Raw genomic sequence first — 15,123 nt, forward strand, 5'->3', positions numbered from 1 at the left:
ATCGGACGACTCGACCGCCCTTAGGCGGCCGGGCCGCCGAAGATGTCGATTCGGTTGCCCTCAGCAAGGGTCACGATGGCGCGCTTGGTGTTGGCGCGCTTGCCGAAACCGGTGCGGGTGCGCTTGCGCTTGCCCTGGCGGTTGATCGTGTTGACCCCGGCGACCTTGACCGAGAAGACCGCCTCGACGGCCTGCTTGATCTGGGTCTTGTTGGCGGTGGGCGCGACGATGAACGTGTACTTGTTCTCGTCGAGCAGCGCGTAGCTCTTCTCGGAGACAACCGGCTTGACGAGGATGTCGCGCGGGTCCGTGAAGGTCTTGCTGGTGATCTCGGCCATCAGGCTTCGTTCCCCTCGTTGTCAGCGGCCTTGGGGCCAGACACGAAGGACTCGAACGCGGCCTGGGTGAAGACCACGTCGTCAGAGCGCATCACGTCGTACGTGTTCAGCTGGCCCGGCTCCAGGATGTGCACCTGGGGCAGGTTGCGGGCGGACAGCCACGCGGCCTCGTCGGTGCGCTCGGCGACCAGGAGCAGGTTCTTGCGCTCCGAGATCTTGCCGAACAGCGTCTTGGCGGCCTTGGTGGAGACGCCACCCTCGACCACGCCGGAGACGACGTGGATACGGGAGTGGTTCGCCCGGTCGGAGAGGGCACCGCGGAGGGCGGCGGCCTTCATCTTCTTCGGGGTCCGCTGCGAGTAGTCACGCGGCACGGGACCGTGCACGACGCCACCACCGGCGAACTGCGGGGCGCGGGTCGAACCCTGGCGGGCGCGGCCGGTGCCCTTCTGGCGGTAAGGCTTCTTGCCACCACCGCGGACCTCGCCACGCGTCTTGGTCTTGTGGGTGCCCTGGCGGGCAGCCGCAAGCTGCGCGACGACGACCTGGTGGATCAGCGGGACGCTGATCTTGGCGTCGAAGATCTCGGCCGGGAGCTCGACGGTCCCGGTCTTGTCGCCGGAGGGCGACAGAATGTCAATGGTGCTCATATCCTCAGGCCCCCTTGGCCGCGGTGCGGACCAGGACGAGGCCGCCGTTCGGACCAGGAACCGCGCCCTTGATGAGCAGCAGGCCCTTCTCCGCGTCAACGGCGTGAACGGTCAGGTTCTGGGTGGTCACGCGCTCGTTGCCCATGCGGCCGGCCATGCGCATGCCCTTGAAGACGCGGCCCGGGGTGGCGCAGCCACCGATCGAACCGGGCTTGCGGTGCACGCGGTGGGCACCGTGGGAAGCCTTGCCACCACGGAAGTTGTGGCGCTTCATGACACCGGCGAAGCCCTTGCCCTTGCTCTTGCCGGTCACGTCGACCTTGATGCCCGCCTCGAAGACCTCGGCGGTGATCTCCTGGCCGAGGGTGTACTCGCTGGCGTCAGCGGTACGGATCTCGACGAGGTGACGGCGCGGGGTGACGTCGGCCTTGGCGAAGTGGCCCTTGAGGGGCTTGTTCACCTTGCGCGGGTCGATCTCGCCGAAGGCGATCTGGACCGACTCGTAGCCGTCGACGTCGTTCGTACGCACCTGGGTCACGACATTCGGGCCGGCCTTGACGACGGTCACCGGGACGACCCGGTTGTTCTCGTCCCAGACCTGCGTCATGCCGAGCTTCTCGCCCAGGATGCCCTTGATGTTCTTAGCCATCTCGCGCGTCACCTCAGAGCTTGATCTCGATGTCGACACCAGCCGGCAGGTCGAGGCGCATGAGCGAGTCAACCGTCTTCGGCGTGGGGTCGAGGATGTCGATGAGGCGCTTGTGCGTGCGCATCTCGAAGTGCTCGCGCGAGTCCTTGTACTTGTGCGGCGACTTGATGACGCAGTACACGTTCTTCTCAGTGGGCAGCGGCACCGGGCCCGCGACCGACGCACCAGTGCGGGTCACCGTCTCGACGATCTTCTTCGCCGAGGAGTCGATGACCTCGTGGTCGTAGGCCTTGAGCCGGATGCGGATCTTCTGTCCCGCCATGGCTACTCAGTAGTCCTTTGTCTCGTAAAACGCTCTGGAACCCGGGGGTTCTACCGACTCCTCCTCCGACCCACGCGGTCGGGCGTGTCGCACTCCCTCTACGAAGAACTCCCGAAGGATTTCCCAACCAAGGGGGTACGGGCCCTGAAAACCCGCGAAGCCGGGGGTGGAACACCCACCGGGCGCCTGGCTGGTACCCCGCTGACACTTCCCGGAAGATTCCCGTACGTCCGCTCCTGATCAGGGGCGACGAGTACTGTGGGACTCGCTTCCGGTCCTCCCGGCGGGAGGCGCGCAGCATCGGCACTCAACCGAGCAACCCCGCTAGTCTGCCATACGGGGGCTAGTGGCCGCCAATCGGGGCGAAGACTGTACCCCACGTCACGCGGGGTTACGCACAGGGGCGCGCGTGCTGTGGACGAGCGCGCCCGGCGCCCGCGGCGCCGCACCCGCACGACCTGACTGAGCCGCGTACATCGCCTGGGTACCGGCGCTGCCCTTCTGCCAGTGTGGCCCGGTGATCGATCCCGGGGGCGGCTCGGACACGCCGGTACGGCGGTCCCGGCTGGCCGACTACGCAGACATGTCCTTCGAACCGCGGGGCGAGCGGGCGACGGCCCCGCTGTGGCCTCCGCCTCCCTCACCACCGCCCTCCCCCGGCACGCGCCTCTCCCCGCCCGGGGGGGGACGCGGGACGCGCAGGCGGCGGCCCGCCGGCGCGAGTTCGCCGCCGTACTGGCGCTCTTCCGGGAGACGGCGGTGCTCGTGCCGCGCCGGGACCGGTCCTGGCTGACCGTCGACCTCGGCGGCGTCCGCTGGATCCTCGCGTTCTCCGACGAGTCGGCGCTGGCCCGGTACGCCCTCGCGAGGGGCGAGGGCGGGGCGGAGTGGGAGTACGAGACCGTGCTCGGCGCGCGGCTCCTGGACGTGGCCGCGCCGGGTGCAGGGGTGCCGTGCGGCGTGGCCCTGGACGCGGCGGACGGCCCGGAGCACGCGGTGTTGTTTCCGCCGGTGGCCGGGGTCGTGCCGGACGCGGTGGCGGTGGACGGCGGCGTCACGGGCGACGGCGAGAAGGGGGCGGCGCGGTGAGCGGGGGCGCGGGCGGGGCCGGCGACGAGCTGGCGGTGAGCGGCCTGGGCGAGATCGCCGACGGACTGACGTCGGCCCTGGGCGAGCTGAAGGAACTCGGCCAGGTCGGCATGGCGGGGGCGGGCCGCGGCTTCGGCGACGTCGGACTCTCCGGCCTCGACCTGGGCCACGAGGGGCTGACCGAGGCGTTCTCGTCGTTCTGCGAGCGCTGGGAGTGGGGCGTGCGCGCCCTGATCAACGAGGGCAACGCGTTCGCCCTCAAGGCGGGCCTGTCGGCCGGCACGTACTACGAGGCCGAGCAGTACGTGGAGGGCACGTTCAAGATCGTGACCAACGCGGCCATCGGGAACCCGTACGCGTCCGAGGACGAGGTCACGAAGCAGGGCTGGGGCGACATCGCCACGTCCGGGGCGTACGGCGGGGTCGACTACAGCCAGGAGTCCTTCGAGCAGGCGCGGGCCAACATGGTGCAGGGCTGGAAGGACGCAGGGCGCGACGTGGCGACCTCCGAGACGATGGTGCCCGGCCTGAACCCGCAAGCGCTGCACTCGTCTGTCGGGATCTCCGACGACCAGTACGAGCAGATGCTCGACACCGCGTTCGGCCCCACGCCCGAGGAGCGGGCCGCCGCCCCGCAGCAGAACCACGGGGCGGACTGATGGGCGGCCTGCTGGACGACATCGGCGACGGCCTCAGCGGCCTCGGCCACGGCATCGAGAACGGCGTCAACGCGGGCCTCGGCGCGGTCGAGGACGGCATCGACTCCGGAAAGAAGGCGCTGGGCCAGGCCGTCGACCGGGCGACCGACGAGGTCGGCGAGCGCCTCGACACGTACGGCCTGCACAAGGTCGCCGACGTGGTCACCGACTGGGGCGACGGCTTCGCGTCGGACCTCGGCGCGACCCCCGGCGAGCGGCAGCTCGGCCAGACCGAGGAGGCGAACGAGCTCGTCCGGGGCAACCCCGCGCGCATCCTCGAGAGCGCGGGGCACCTGAAGCGTTTCCGGGCGGCCTTCGAGAAGGTCGGCCAAGGCATGAGGAAGGTCGACTCCTCGCGCTGGAAGGGCCTCGGTGGCGACGCCTTCCGCGAGAAGTTCGGCGTCCACCCCACGCAATGGCTGTACGCGGCCGACGCGTGCGAGGAGGCCGCCGCCGCGCTCGAGGCCTATGCCGACACCGTGAAGTGGGCTCAGGACCAGGCGAGCGCGGCCGTCGACCTGTACCGGGAGGGCAAGCGCGTCGCGGAGGAGGCGAAGGCCGCGAAGGCCGCCGCTGCCGACCCGGGGGCCGGGCCCGCCCAGGCCGACGACGCCGGCAAGGCGATCATCGAGGAGGCCACGGCCCGGCTCGCCGACGCCCGCCGGCAACGCAACACCGCCGCAGCCGACGCTCAGACCAGGGTCGAGAAGGCCCTGGCCCACGCCCCGGCCGAACCGCCGCCCCTCGATCGTCTGGGCTACGGCCTCGTCGACGGCTTCCAGGCGTACGACATGCAGCTGGCCCATGTCGTGGGCGGCGCCGTCAAGGGAACGGCGGGCTTGCTCGACTTCGTCCGGGGCCTGAACCCCGCGGATCCGTACAACCTGACCCACCCCGCCGCGTACATGCAGAACGTCTCGATGACGCTCTCCGGCCTGGTGTCCACGGTGGCCCACCCCGATCGGGTGGTGACGGCCGCGGTGGACGGCTTCAAGAAGGACCCGGCCGAGTTCCTCGGCCGCCTCATCCCCGAACTGATCGGTACCAAGGGCACGGGCCTCGCCCGCGGTGGCCTGCGGCTCGCGGCCAGGGAGGGACTGGAGGCGGGGGCGACGAACCTCGCCGCGAAGGGCGTGAAGTACGGGGACGACCTGGCCGCCGCTTCCCCGCTGCACCCGCCGCCGGCGGGACTCGCGGACGAGGCGGTCGCCGGCCTGCCCAAGAGCTGGACGATCGACAGCGCGGCCGCCCACCCGACTCCGTCCGGGCTGCTCGACGACCTGCCGGCCGCCAAGAGCTGGGACGACCTCACCCAGACCCCGCACCACCTGGACGAGGGGGCTGTCCACGCGGAGTCGGTGGAGCCGAAGACGGCTCAGGGGTTCCTGGACGACCAGTATCCGGAGCTCAAGGGGGTCAATGACGGGGTCGGGGGGCACGCGGACGGTGGCTTCACTTATGAGCCGCACGTTTCGGCGGACGAGTTCAAAGAACTCAGCCTCGAACAGAAACACCAGACCGCCGCAGCCGAACTGAGCGACGGTGCCGTTTCATTCCCCGACAGCAATGACGCGATCGCGTACGGCCGGGACCACTGGAACGACTATGCGAGCAGTCTCCCCGACACAACCAAGAAGTCGCTCTTCGACTACTCGGGCGACCACTTCGGAGGCGCGGACCCCCGGTACGCCACCTACAAGGAGATGAACGGATACCTCCGAGGGAATTCCGACCTCGGCACCCCCGATGTCCTCCGCAACATCGAGGAGGTCGACAAGGCTCTCGCCGGTCGTCCACTGGCGGAAGATGTCATGGTGGTGCGCGGGCAAGGAATGAGCCACTACGACGTCGACTCTCCTACAGACTTGGTGGGGAGGACGGAGACCGAGCCGGCCTACATGTCCACCTCGCTCGGGAATCACCCGGTAGCGGCTTTCGCACATGAGGGCGCCATCCTCCACCTGCGTGTCCCGGAGGGCACCAGCGCCTTGTGGCTGGAGAAGGTCAGCCATTACGGCACGAGCGAGCGGGAGCTCTTGCTCGGGCGCGGGACGAGCTACAAGGTGACGCGTGCCTTCGAGGACGAGACTGGCCAGTGGCATATCTACGGGGAAGTCTTGCCAGCAAATTGAGAAAGGTAGCGTGAATGCAGGTCGAAAACAGGGGAGCGTTCCGCTTCATCAAACGGACAACCTCTCCGCACAGCTTGGACTACGGGCCTACGATTTCATCGGGCCCTCCGGAATATGCAAAACGAACCGACAAACCCGTCCAATATGTCACCGTGGCACACTCCAGCGGCACAGTGCTCGGATACCTGTGGGTCAACGACGAGGATGAGGCATCGCACTGGATTCCTCGGAGGGCCGACCCCGAAGCGGGCACCGAGTGGACCCAGCGGCTGCGTGACGCCAAGGCACGTGGCCTCGCGCCGTCGGAGGCGCTGGCCGAGTTGATCCAGAACTCACCCGCGTACAGCCAGGTCGTTCCGGGATCACTCGCCGTGGCGCCCAACTCCGCCATGGTCAGGGACCTTGCCGGATGGCCCCCCACGGCGCGCCCTTGGCACGCGGCGCACGGGGTGTTGCTCGGCCTCGCACTCGGGGATGCCATGGGCTACCCCACCGAGTTCATGAACATGGAGCAGATCACCGCTGCATTCGGCCCCTGGCACGAGATGGAAATGCCCCTTTCCGAGGGCGACGTCGTACGAGTCACCGACGACACCCAGATGACGCTGGCCGTCGGGGAGGCCCTGGCGGAAATCACTACGAGTCCCAGCCAGACGGGAGAGGCCTGGAGCGCAGCGCAGTCCCTCACCCCCGCCCAGGTCGAAGCGGCGCTGCGCAGGCATCTCGTGACCTGGCTGCGCTCCCCGGACAACAACCGGGCCCCCGGGCAGACCTGCCTGAACGCCTGTGTCGCGCTGGAGCGCGGCATCCCGTGGCAGGACGCCACGGTGATCAGTTCCAAGGGTTGCGGTGCGAACATGCGGGTGGCTCCCGTCGCGCTCGTACCCGGCCTGACGCCCGAGCAGCGCTCGGGCATCGCCCAGTTGCAGGCGGCCATGACGCACGGCCACCCGACCGCCCTCGCCGCCAGCGATCTGACGGCCCACGCGATCTGGCTCCTCTCCCAGGGCTGCTCTCTGGACGACCTCCTCGGCCAACTGCGCCTCTACGCCCTGCAGGCTCGGCGGAAGTACCACGGCGACTGGCTCGGCGACCTGGCGAGTAAGGCAGGGGCAGCGGACCCCGCGTCGTACATCGCATTCGGATGGGACGAGTGCCTCGGAGCCCTCGACAAGGTGACCGAGGCCCTGCGCAAGCCGGACATGGACCGGGATCCCAGCGTGGCGGTCGGGCCCGGCTGGATCGCCGAGGAAGCCCTGGCGACGGCCCTGTACTGCTTCCTCGTCGTCAACGGGGACGCCCGCGGATCGATCATGCGAGGAGCGCACTCCTCCGGAGACTCCGACTCCATCGCAGCCCTCGCCGGCGCGTTCGCGGGGGCCAAACACGGGACCCATTACTGGCTGTACGAGTGGGTCCACGTACTCGAGTACCGCGACCGGCTCGGCGCCCTGAGCCGCGCCTGGGACTGAGCACCGAGGTGAGAGGCATGGAGGAACACCGGCCCGCGTCGGGCCGGCCCCACCCCGCCCACCAGGCGGCCGCCTGGCTCCGCGCGGTCTACGGCGGGCTCGTCGAGCTCGCCGTGCCGCGGCCGGTGCACGAGACGGACGCGGCGTGGCTGATGTCCTGCCGGGCCCTCCCGCAGCCCGGCTACCCGCGCACGCCCATGCTCGCGGCCTCGCTCGTCGTGCCCAAGGACGGGAGCTCCCCGTTCCACCCCGCGTCCAGCGCCCCGCTGGCGGACCTGGAGCCGGCCCCCGCACGCGAGACCTCGGCCCGCGTCCGGAACCAGGCCCGCCGCGTCAACGCGCGCGGCTGCGCGGCCGCCCTGCACTCCGCGCTCGACGGGCACCCGGCGGTCGCCTCGCCCTGGCGTCCCGCGCATGAGGCGCCCGGCTGGTGGGACAGGCTGCACCGCCGGTACTTCCAGGGCTTCACGCGGCTGCCCGTCGAGGACTGGAACGACGTGATCAGGGCCGTACGCGCACCGGGCCCCGACACCCGGGGCCTGGTGTGGGTCCGTCGCGAGATCGGCGGTCACGAGGCGACCGGCAACCTCGTCTACGCCCACAACAACAACGGCCGGGTCGTCCTCCTGGACGGCGTCACGGCCTCCTTGGCCGTGCTGGACACCACCCACGTGCGCGAGCTGGTCCTCCTCCGCCGCGGGGTCAGCTGCGCGTGACGGTGCCGCACTCGTGCGGCAGCTCGTCGAGCCTCTTGGTCCGGTCGTACGGGTCGACCAGCGGGCCCGACCGGCCCGGGGCCGGCAGGGCGGCGCGGTCCTCGGCGAAGTCGGGCCGGAGGAAGCCCTTGCGCTGACGTTCGCAGTCGACGTTGCCGAAGTTCGCGTTCCAGCCGTTCATGCCCAGTTTGCCCCGGGTGACCCGGAACCTCGCCGGATCGACGAACCCGAACGTGATCACTCGCCGGACGATCGTCCGCTCCACCGCGTCGGCCCCCGGCCGCGCCTTCACGACCGGGTAGACGAAGGTGTAGTCCGTGTGGACGAGCACCTGCCCGCTTTCCTCGCCCGTGCCCTTCTCCACGCTCATCCGCCCCCGGGTCTTCACCACGGAGCCCACGACCCGCACCTCGGTCGGGTCGAACCGGCTGAAGATGCTCGTGGGGTCGTGCTGCTCGGTGGGCCGGGCCAGTGCCTGCTCCAACTCGGATCGGATGTTCCCGTACTTCTGGTCGACCAGCTCCAGCGCCTTGCTCGGCATGCCGCCCTTCAGCACCGCCGGGTCCAGGTTCGACGCCACGAGGAAGTCCTTGGAGAGCTGAAGGGCGTCCGCGACCTGCTTCTGCGACATCCAGCCCGTCGCCTTCACCTCCTCTGGCAGCTCGATGCCCGCCGCGCCGTCCGCCCAGCGCAGGGCCGGGGAGCCCTTGAAGGGCTCCTTCAGGGTCGGGCGGTGCGGGTCGACCTCGTCCGGCGCGGCCGTGGGGCGGGCGGTCTCCGCGGCGAGCGGGGTGGTGTCGTCGGGGTGGTCGGTCCAGCTGCTCGGCAGCGCCGAGGTCACGCCGTCCGGCAGGACGCCGGTGAGCAGCTGCGGGCGTACGGCGACGACCGCCACCGCCGCCGCCAGGACGATGCCCAGGACGCCCTTGACGCGGCGCTTGCGGGCGGCGCGGCCGTTCATCTCCTGCCAGGCGGGGCCGGTGCGCCAGCCGACCGGTTCCTGCCGCTTCGAAGCCTCTGGAGGCTTCGGCGCCTTCGGGGGCTTCTTCGGCTTGACCTTGCGCAGCGCCTTCGACTGCTCCTCCGTGCCGAGGCCCTGCTCGCGCGCGCTCTCGACGAACGAGGCCCATTCCTCGTCGGAGACCGACGGCTTGTCCGACGGCTTGTCGCTCATGCTGCGTCCCACCCCTGTGCTGCGTACCGCGTACCGCGTACTGCGAAGCGGACGCTCTCACACCGCCGGACGGGCGGAAAACCCAGGTCAGAGGCTCTTGATCAGTTCGTGACCGGTCGAATCCGGGCAGACCCGGAGTATGCGCACCAGCGACGAGGTCTACCACCGGGTGCTCTGGGATCCGCGCCTCGACGCCGAGCGCTTCGTCATGGGGATCGCCGAGCGCGGCGGCGCCGCGCCGACCCGCGTCGATCTGGTCGACTTCGTGCCCGGCGGCGAGATCCCGTGGCACCGGGTGGTGTTCTTCGAGGCGGACGGGGAGGTCGTCTGGGACCGGGCGGCCCACGTCGACCGGCTCGACGACTCGGCGGCCGGCCGGGTGCACGCGGACGTGCTCGCCGCCGCGCCCACGTACCGGACCGCCGTCGCCTGGCTGCCGCCGGACTGGCTGTGGCCGGCGATCCAGGACATCCGGCGGGTGCACGACCGGCAGATCCGCCGCTGGCCGCCGCACGTCAACGTGGTGTACGGGTTCGTGCCCGAGTCCGCGTTCCTGCAGGCGATCCCGCTGGTCGCGGCCGCGCTGCGGACCGTGGAGCCGTTCCGCGCCCGGCTGCAGGGCGTGCGCTGGTTCCGGCACCGTACGGACGCCACGGTCTGGCTCGACCCGGCCGCGGCGGGAAACGAACCCTGGCTGCGAATGCGGGAGGCCCTGGAGGAGCGCTTCCCGCTCTGCGTCGACACCCGGGCCTTCACCCCGCACCTGTCGCTCGGCCGCTCCCGTACACCGGCCGTCCTCGCCGCCGAGTGCGCGGACCTGCTGGGGACGGCGAGCGTCCGCGTGGACGAGCTGGTGCTGCTCGCCCGGCGCGGCGACGAGCCCATGCGGGTGCGTGCCACGGTGCCGCTCGGCGGAGCCTCCGCAGCGGGTTGAACCCCTGACCCCGAAAATCCGTCTAGCCAGGCGCACGAGCTCGGCACGGAACACGCACACGGGGGACACAGGACCGGTGGACAGCAGAAGAGTGGCGCGGCGCACCGTACTCGCGGGAGCGGCCCTCGCGGGAGCGGCCGTCGCGACCGTCGCCGGTTGCTCCGTACCCCAGCCGCCACGGACCACCCGGTCCGCCGACCCGGCGCCGGGCCGGCCGATCGCGACGGGCCGGCGGGCGCTGCTCATGCAGTTCGCCGCGCACCCGGACGACGACCTGTACTTCATGAACCCGGATTCCCAGCGGCTGCTCGACGCCGGGGTGCCGCTGGTCTCCGTGTACGTGACGGCGGGCGAGCACATCGGCAAGAACGGGCTGCCGGGCATGCCGCAGGCCAAGCCCGACAAGGCCGCCTACTCCTCGGCGCGCCACCAGGGCCTGCGGCAGGCGTACGCGGAGGCGCTCGGCCTGGACAGGTTCACCGCCTGGGACCGGCGGACCGTCGCGCTGGTGGGCGGGCGGCACGCCGAGCTCGACGTCCTGGAGCACGCCGGGCGCCGGGTCGAGCTGGTCTTCCTGAATCTGCCCATGCACACCCCGCGCCACTACATGGCCGTGCCCGCGCTGTGGCAGGACCGAGCCCTGGAGCTGCGCACGCATCTGTCCGCCGGCTCCCCCGTCACCCGCGCCGACACCTACGACCACGAGCAGCTCATCGAGGTCCTGGCCGGGCTGCTCGCCGCGTACCGGCCGACCGTCGTGCACACCCTCGACCCGGATCCGGACATCCAGACCGGCGACGTCGCCTCCGCCAACCGCAACAGCGAGCAGCCCGGCTACTCCGACCACGGCGACCACACCGCCGTCGCCTGCTTCACCTGGGCGGCGCTGCTGCGCTGGGTCGCCGACGCCACGGCGGACGGCGGGCCGGTGCCGGCGTTCACCACGACCGGCTTCCGCGGCTACTACAACCGCCACTGGCCGAAGAACCTGCCGCCGCAGGTCCTGAAGGAGAAGGCCGCGCATCTCGTCCCGTACGGCGGCGACCCGGCCTGGCGCTGCGGCAACCCGGGCGGCTGCGGCGACTACGGGCAGGGCGGCGACCGGCCGCTCACCAACCGCAAGGGCTGGGTGCGCGCCACCCACCACCGCTGGCCCGGTGCCCGTCCGGCGCTCGCCGAGGAGCCGGGCGGCCGGCTCGCCGCGTACGGCGTGCTGGGCCTGCGCGCGGTCCGCTGGCGGGAGACCGCGCCGCACTCCGGGGTGTGGGGCGAGCCCGAGGACCTGGGCGGCGGGCCGCTGGTGCCGGCGCTGGGCTCGGCGGTGCTCGGCGACGGGCGGCTGCTGCTCTTCGGCGTGCGGTTCGCGGCGCTGGAAGGGCGTGGTGGCGCCAACCGGCGCGAGCTGGTGCTCCTGGAACAGCGCTCCGCCGGCGGGCCCTTCCTGGCCTGGCGGGGTCTCGGCAATCCGGAGCGGGACGACGACCGGGGCCGGAGAATCGGTTCTCCGGTGGCGGTGGCCGCCCCGGACGGGCGGGTCCACCTCTTCGTGCGGAACGCGGAGAAGGGCGTCTCCACCCGCGTCCGGTCCGCCGACGGCGGCTGGGGCCCGTGGCGGGACCTGCCGGCTCAGGAGGAGGTCCAGGACGGACTGACGGCCCTGGTCGACACGCGCGGCCGGGTGCACCTGCTGGCGGCGGGCCGGACGGGCGTACAGCACTGGGTGGACGGCCGTCCCGCGGCCCCGCTCCCCCTCGCCGGTGACCCGGTCGCGGCGGTTCCCGCGGCGGGCCCGGACGGCGTCCAGGTCTTCTACCGCGCCCCCGCCGAGGGCCGGCTGCGCGCCACGCCGGGCGCGGCGGCCGCCTTCGACGGCTACGGCGACCTCGTCGCCGCCCCGGGCCCCGGCCCGGACCCGGTGCTGCTCGGCCGCGATCTGCACGGCCGGATCCAGCTGCGCCGCGCGCGCACGCTCTTCGTCCGTACCCAGGGGACGGTCCCGGCCGGGGATCCGGCGCTGTACGGCGCCGGCACGGTGGTCGGGCTCGGGGCGGACGCCCGGCCGTGGGCGTGGCGCCCGCGATGAGCTTCGACGAGCCTCGTACCGGCGTCAGGCGTACCCGACTGGCTGGTTCCAGCCGGCGACCGGGCGCCACACGGGGCCGGCACGGTGGTCGGGCTCGGGGCGGACGCCCGGCCGTGGGCGTGGCGCCCGCGATGACCGCCGACTCCGCGCCTGCCGCCGTCAGTCGATGACCGCCGACTCCGCGCCTGCCGCCGTCAGTCGAGGAGGCCGAGGACTCCCCCGCCGCCGGCCGCGCGGTCCCGGATCCCGGGCAGCTGCGGGTAGAGGCTGTTGCCCGGGCACTCGGTCGCGAAGCCGTCGCGGTGGCCGGAGACGGCGTTGAACTCGTAGACCTGCCCGAGCTCGAAGGCCTCGCCGAAGTAGTTCTTCTGCGTCGCGCCCGCCGTCAGCCGGACCCGGCCCCGCGGGTCGACCCCGTACTGCCCGAGCTTGTACGCGATCACCCGCGCCGCCGCCGCGAGCGCCGCGTCCGGCGCGGACCGCGCGGTGAAGTCGCCGATGAAGGCGACGCCCGTCGACTCGGTGTTCCAGCCGTAGGTGTGGGCGCCGAGGACCGGCTGGTCGATGCCGCCCTTGCGGCCCTCGAAGACCGTGCCGCACTTGTCGACGAGGAAGTTGTAGCCGATGTCGCGCCACTTCTCGACGTCGACGTGGTAGTCGAGGATGCTCCGCACGACGCTCGCCGACTCGGCGCAGTCGTACTCCGCGCTCGTCGTGTGGTGCACGAACGCGGCCTTGATCCGGCCGCCCGGCAGGTACTGCGCCGGCTCCGGCGTCTTCTCCTCGATCTCCTCGCCGCCCCATTCGGCGCGGCTGACGATCTCCGGGCGCGGGGCGCTGGAGGGCGGAGGCGGGCCGTCCGCGCGGGCAGGGGCCGTGAAGGCGGCGGCCGCGAAGGCGGCCGGTCCGGCGCCGAGGTCCGCGGGCCCGGCGCCGCCCGGGTCGATCATGTTCAGCGTGAGCCCCGCCGGCAGCCGGCCCGGGACACCCCCGCCGCCGTCACCGTCGCGACCACCACCGCCGCCGCCGGCACGGCCGTCACCGCCCCAGCCACCGCCGTCACCGTCACCGTCGCCGGCGCTGATCCGCACCTCCGCGCCGTCCGAGGCGCCCACCCACACGGGCTCGGTGGAACCCGGCGCGCCCGGACGCCGGCCGTCCAGGTCCGCCGGGTGCGGTTCGAGCGCGATCCAGTCGGACCACTCGCCGTCGTCGGCGTCCCGGGTGCGCACCTCGATCCGGCCGTCGAGCTCCGCGTACGGATCGCTCCAGGTCACTCCGAGCAGCGCGAAGGGCTCGGTGGTCCGCCGGCTGAGCACGGCCTCACCGCCGCCCAGGTCGGTCAGCGCGAGCCGGTGCAGCTCCTCGCCCCGGTCGTGGCCGCCGGCCCCGCTGGCGGCTGCCTGCAGGCCGAACACCGCCACGGCCCCCAGGGCCGTACCCATCGCCGTACGGCGCACCCATCTCAGTCCCATACCCGGAAAACGCGGAGGGCCCCGTACCACCGAAGTGGTACGGGGCCCTCGCAGCAGCTCAACGAGCTACCAGGTCAGACCGTAACGTTCGCGAGGAACCTTACTTCGTGATCTTGACGACCTGGCCGGCGCCGACGGTACGACCACCCTCACGGATGGCGAACTTGAGGCCCTCCTCCATGGCGACGGGCTGGATCAGCGCGACGCTCATGGAGGTGTTGTCGCCCGGCATGACCATCTCGGTGCCCTCGGGGAGGGTCACGACGCCGGTCACGTCCGTGGTACGGAAGTAGAACTGCGGGCGGTAGTTGTTGAAGAACGGGGTGTGACGGCCACCCTCGTCCTTCGACAGGATGTAGGCCTGGGCCTCGAACTCGGTGTGCGGGGTGACCGAACCGGGCTTGATGATGACCTGGCCGCGCTCGACGTCCTCGCGCTTGATGCCACGGAGGAGCAGACCGACGTTCTCACCGGCCTGGCCCTCGTCGAGCAGCTTGCGGAACATCTCGATGCCGGTGACCGTGGTGGTGGTCTTCTCGGTCTTGATGCCGATGATGTCGACGGTCTCGTTGACCTTGAGGACACCACGCTCGATACGACCGGTGACGACGGTGCCACGACCGGTGATCGTGAAGACGTCCTCGATCGGCATCAGGAACGGCTTGTCGACGTCACGCTCGGGCTGCGGGATGGACTCGTCCACGGCCTTCATGAGGCCGAGGAGCTTCTCGCCCCACTCCTTGTCGCCCTCGAGGGCCTTGAGCGCGGAGACGCGGACGACCGGCAGGTCGTCGCCCGGGAACTCGTACTCGGTGAGGAGCTCACGGACCTCGAGCTCGACGAGCTCGAGGATCTCCTCGTCGTCCACCATGTCGGCCTTGTTCAGGGCGACGACGATGTACGGAACGCCGACCTGGCGGGCCAGGAGCACGTGCTCCTTGGTCTGCGGCATCGGGCCGTCGGTGGCGGCGACCACGAGGATGGCGCCGTCCATCTGCGCGGCACCGGTGATCATGTTCTTGATGTAGTCCGCGTGACCCGGGCAGTCGACGTGGGCGTAGTGACGCGACTCGGTCTGGTACTCGACGTGCGCGATCGAGATCGTGATACCGCGCTGGCGCTCCTCGGGAGCCTTGTCGATCTGGTCGAAGGCCGAGGCCTCGTTCAGGTCCGGGTACGCGTCGTGCAGCACCTTGGTAATGGCGGCCGTGAGGGTCGTCTTACCGTGGTCAATGTGACCGATGGTGCCGATGTTGACGTGCGGCTTAGTCCGCTCGAACTTCGCCTTCGCCACTGGGGTCCTCCTGTGGAGTGGTTCTGTACGCCTTGGTTCATCGGCGCCAGGTGATCTTTGCTGGGGTGCCGCCCGCGGGGGTCTTCCCTTGCGGGCC

Annotated in this window: 14 protein-coding genes; 7 read left to right on the plus strand and 7 right to left on the minus strand. The window is 71.3% G+C overall.

From position 1 onward, the window contains the following. Positions 1-20: 20 nt before the first annotated feature. Genes rplW through rpsJ form a run of 4 tightly spaced genes read right to left on the minus strand, consistent with a single transcriptional unit; the run spans position 21 to position 1,959 of the window. Positions 21-338 (minus strand): 50S ribosomal protein L23, encoded by a 318-nt coding sequence (gene rplW / locus ACWEJX_RS02545; RefSeq protein WP_403795456.1) that lies wholly within the window; start codon positions 336-338, stop codon positions 21-23. Next, a complete protein-coding gene (gene rplD, locus ACWEJX_RS02550) occupies positions 338-988 on the minus strand; it encodes a 50S ribosomal protein L4 (protein WP_403795454.1) in 651 nt (216 codons plus the stop codon). Before rplD ends, rplW begins: the two co-directional genes overlap by 1 nt. A gap of 4 nt (positions 989-992) precedes the next feature. After that, entirely contained in the window at positions 993-1,637 is a 645-nt protein-coding gene (gene rplC, locus ACWEJX_RS02555; RefSeq protein WP_189948240.1) for a 50S ribosomal protein L3, read from the minus strand. A gap of 13 nt (positions 1,638-1,650) precedes the next feature. Continuing rightward, complete coding sequence (gene rpsJ, locus ACWEJX_RS02560; RefSeq protein ID WP_003948644.1) at positions 1,651-1,959, minus strand: 30S ribosomal protein S10; 309 nt, start codon at positions 1,957-1,959, stop codon at positions 1,651-1,653. Between the two features lie 624 nt (positions 1,960-2,583). Between rpsJ and ACWEJX_RS02565 the strand changes: the two genes are divergently transcribed. The 5 genes from ACWEJX_RS02565 (at position 2,584) to ACWEJX_RS02585 (ending at position 8,066) form a co-directional block, all read left to right on the plus strand. Continuing rightward, positions 2,584-3,048: an SseB family protein gene (locus ACWEJX_RS02565; protein WP_451605700.1), complete on the plus strand. Its 465-nt coding sequence runs from the start codon at positions 2,584-2,586 to the stop codon at positions 3,046-3,048. After that, positions 3,045-3,707, plus strand: coding sequence for a hypothetical protein (locus tag ACWEJX_RS02570; protein ID WP_451605701.1), 663 nt, complete (start codon positions 3,045-3,047; stop codon positions 3,705-3,707). The genes ACWEJX_RS02565 and ACWEJX_RS02570 overlap by 4 nt, the downstream gene beginning before the upstream one ends. Next, positions 3,707-5,878 carry a putative T7SS-secreted protein gene (locus tag ACWEJX_RS02575; RefSeq protein WP_451605702.1) on the plus strand — a complete coding sequence of 724 codons (2,172 nt, stop codon included), beginning with the start codon at positions 3,707-3,709 and terminating at the stop codon, positions 5,876-5,878. The genes ACWEJX_RS02570 and ACWEJX_RS02575 overlap by 1 nt, the downstream gene beginning before the upstream one ends. 389 nt (positions 5,879-6,267) lie before the next feature. Further along, on the plus strand, positions 6,268-7,350 hold the full coding sequence (locus ACWEJX_RS02580; protein WP_451605785.1) for an ADP-ribosylglycohydrolase family protein: 1,083 nt from the start codon (positions 6,268-6,270) through the stop codon (positions 7,348-7,350). 17 nt (positions 7,351-7,367) lie between these two features. After that, the gene (locus ACWEJX_RS02585) at positions 7,368-8,066 is read left to right on the plus strand and encodes a toxin glutamine deamidase domain-containing protein (RefSeq protein ID WP_451605703.1); all 699 of its coding nucleotides are present in this window, start codon (positions 7,368-7,370) and stop codon (positions 8,064-8,066) included. On the opposite strand, the gene ACWEJX_RS02590 is transcribed toward ACWEJX_RS02585, so the two are convergent. After that, a complete protein-coding gene (locus ACWEJX_RS02590) occupies positions 8,053-9,240 on the minus strand; it encodes a hypothetical protein (RefSeq protein WP_451605704.1) in 1,188 nt (395 codons plus the stop codon). The two genes, ACWEJX_RS02585 and ACWEJX_RS02590, sit on opposite strands and share 14 nt — an antisense overlap. A 139-nt stretch (positions 9,241-9,379) precedes the next feature. On the opposite strand from ACWEJX_RS02590, the gene ACWEJX_RS02595 reads away from it, so the two are divergent. Next, positions 9,380-10,174 (plus strand): RNA repair domain-containing protein, encoded by a 795-nt coding sequence (locus ACWEJX_RS02595; protein WP_451605705.1) that lies wholly within the window; start codon positions 9,380-9,382, stop codon positions 10,172-10,174. Between the two features lie 76 nt (positions 10,175-10,250). Beyond that, entirely contained in the window at positions 10,251-12,257 is a 2,007-nt protein-coding gene (locus tag ACWEJX_RS02600) for a PIG-L family deacetylase (protein ID WP_451605706.1), read from the plus strand. Positions 12,258-12,451: 194 nt separating this feature from the next. On the opposite strand, the gene ACWEJX_RS02605 is transcribed toward ACWEJX_RS02600, so the two are convergent. Together ACWEJX_RS02605 and tuf are read right to left on the minus strand one after the other, a co-directional pair. Further along, positions 12,452-13,702 (minus strand): N-acetylmuramoyl-L-alanine amidase, encoded by a 1,251-nt coding sequence (locus ACWEJX_RS02605; RefSeq protein ID WP_451605707.1) that lies wholly within the window; start codon positions 13,700-13,702, stop codon positions 12,452-12,454. 130 nt (positions 13,703-13,832) lie between these two features. Continuing rightward, positions 13,833-15,026, minus strand: a complete 1,194-nt coding sequence (gene tuf / locus ACWEJX_RS02610; RefSeq protein WP_365754583.1) for an elongation factor Tu — start codon at positions 15,024-15,026, stop codon at positions 13,833-13,835. Between the last annotated feature and the right edge of the window lie 97 nt (positions 15,027-15,123).

The organism is Streptomyces sp. NPDC004788 (assembly GCF_053601115.1).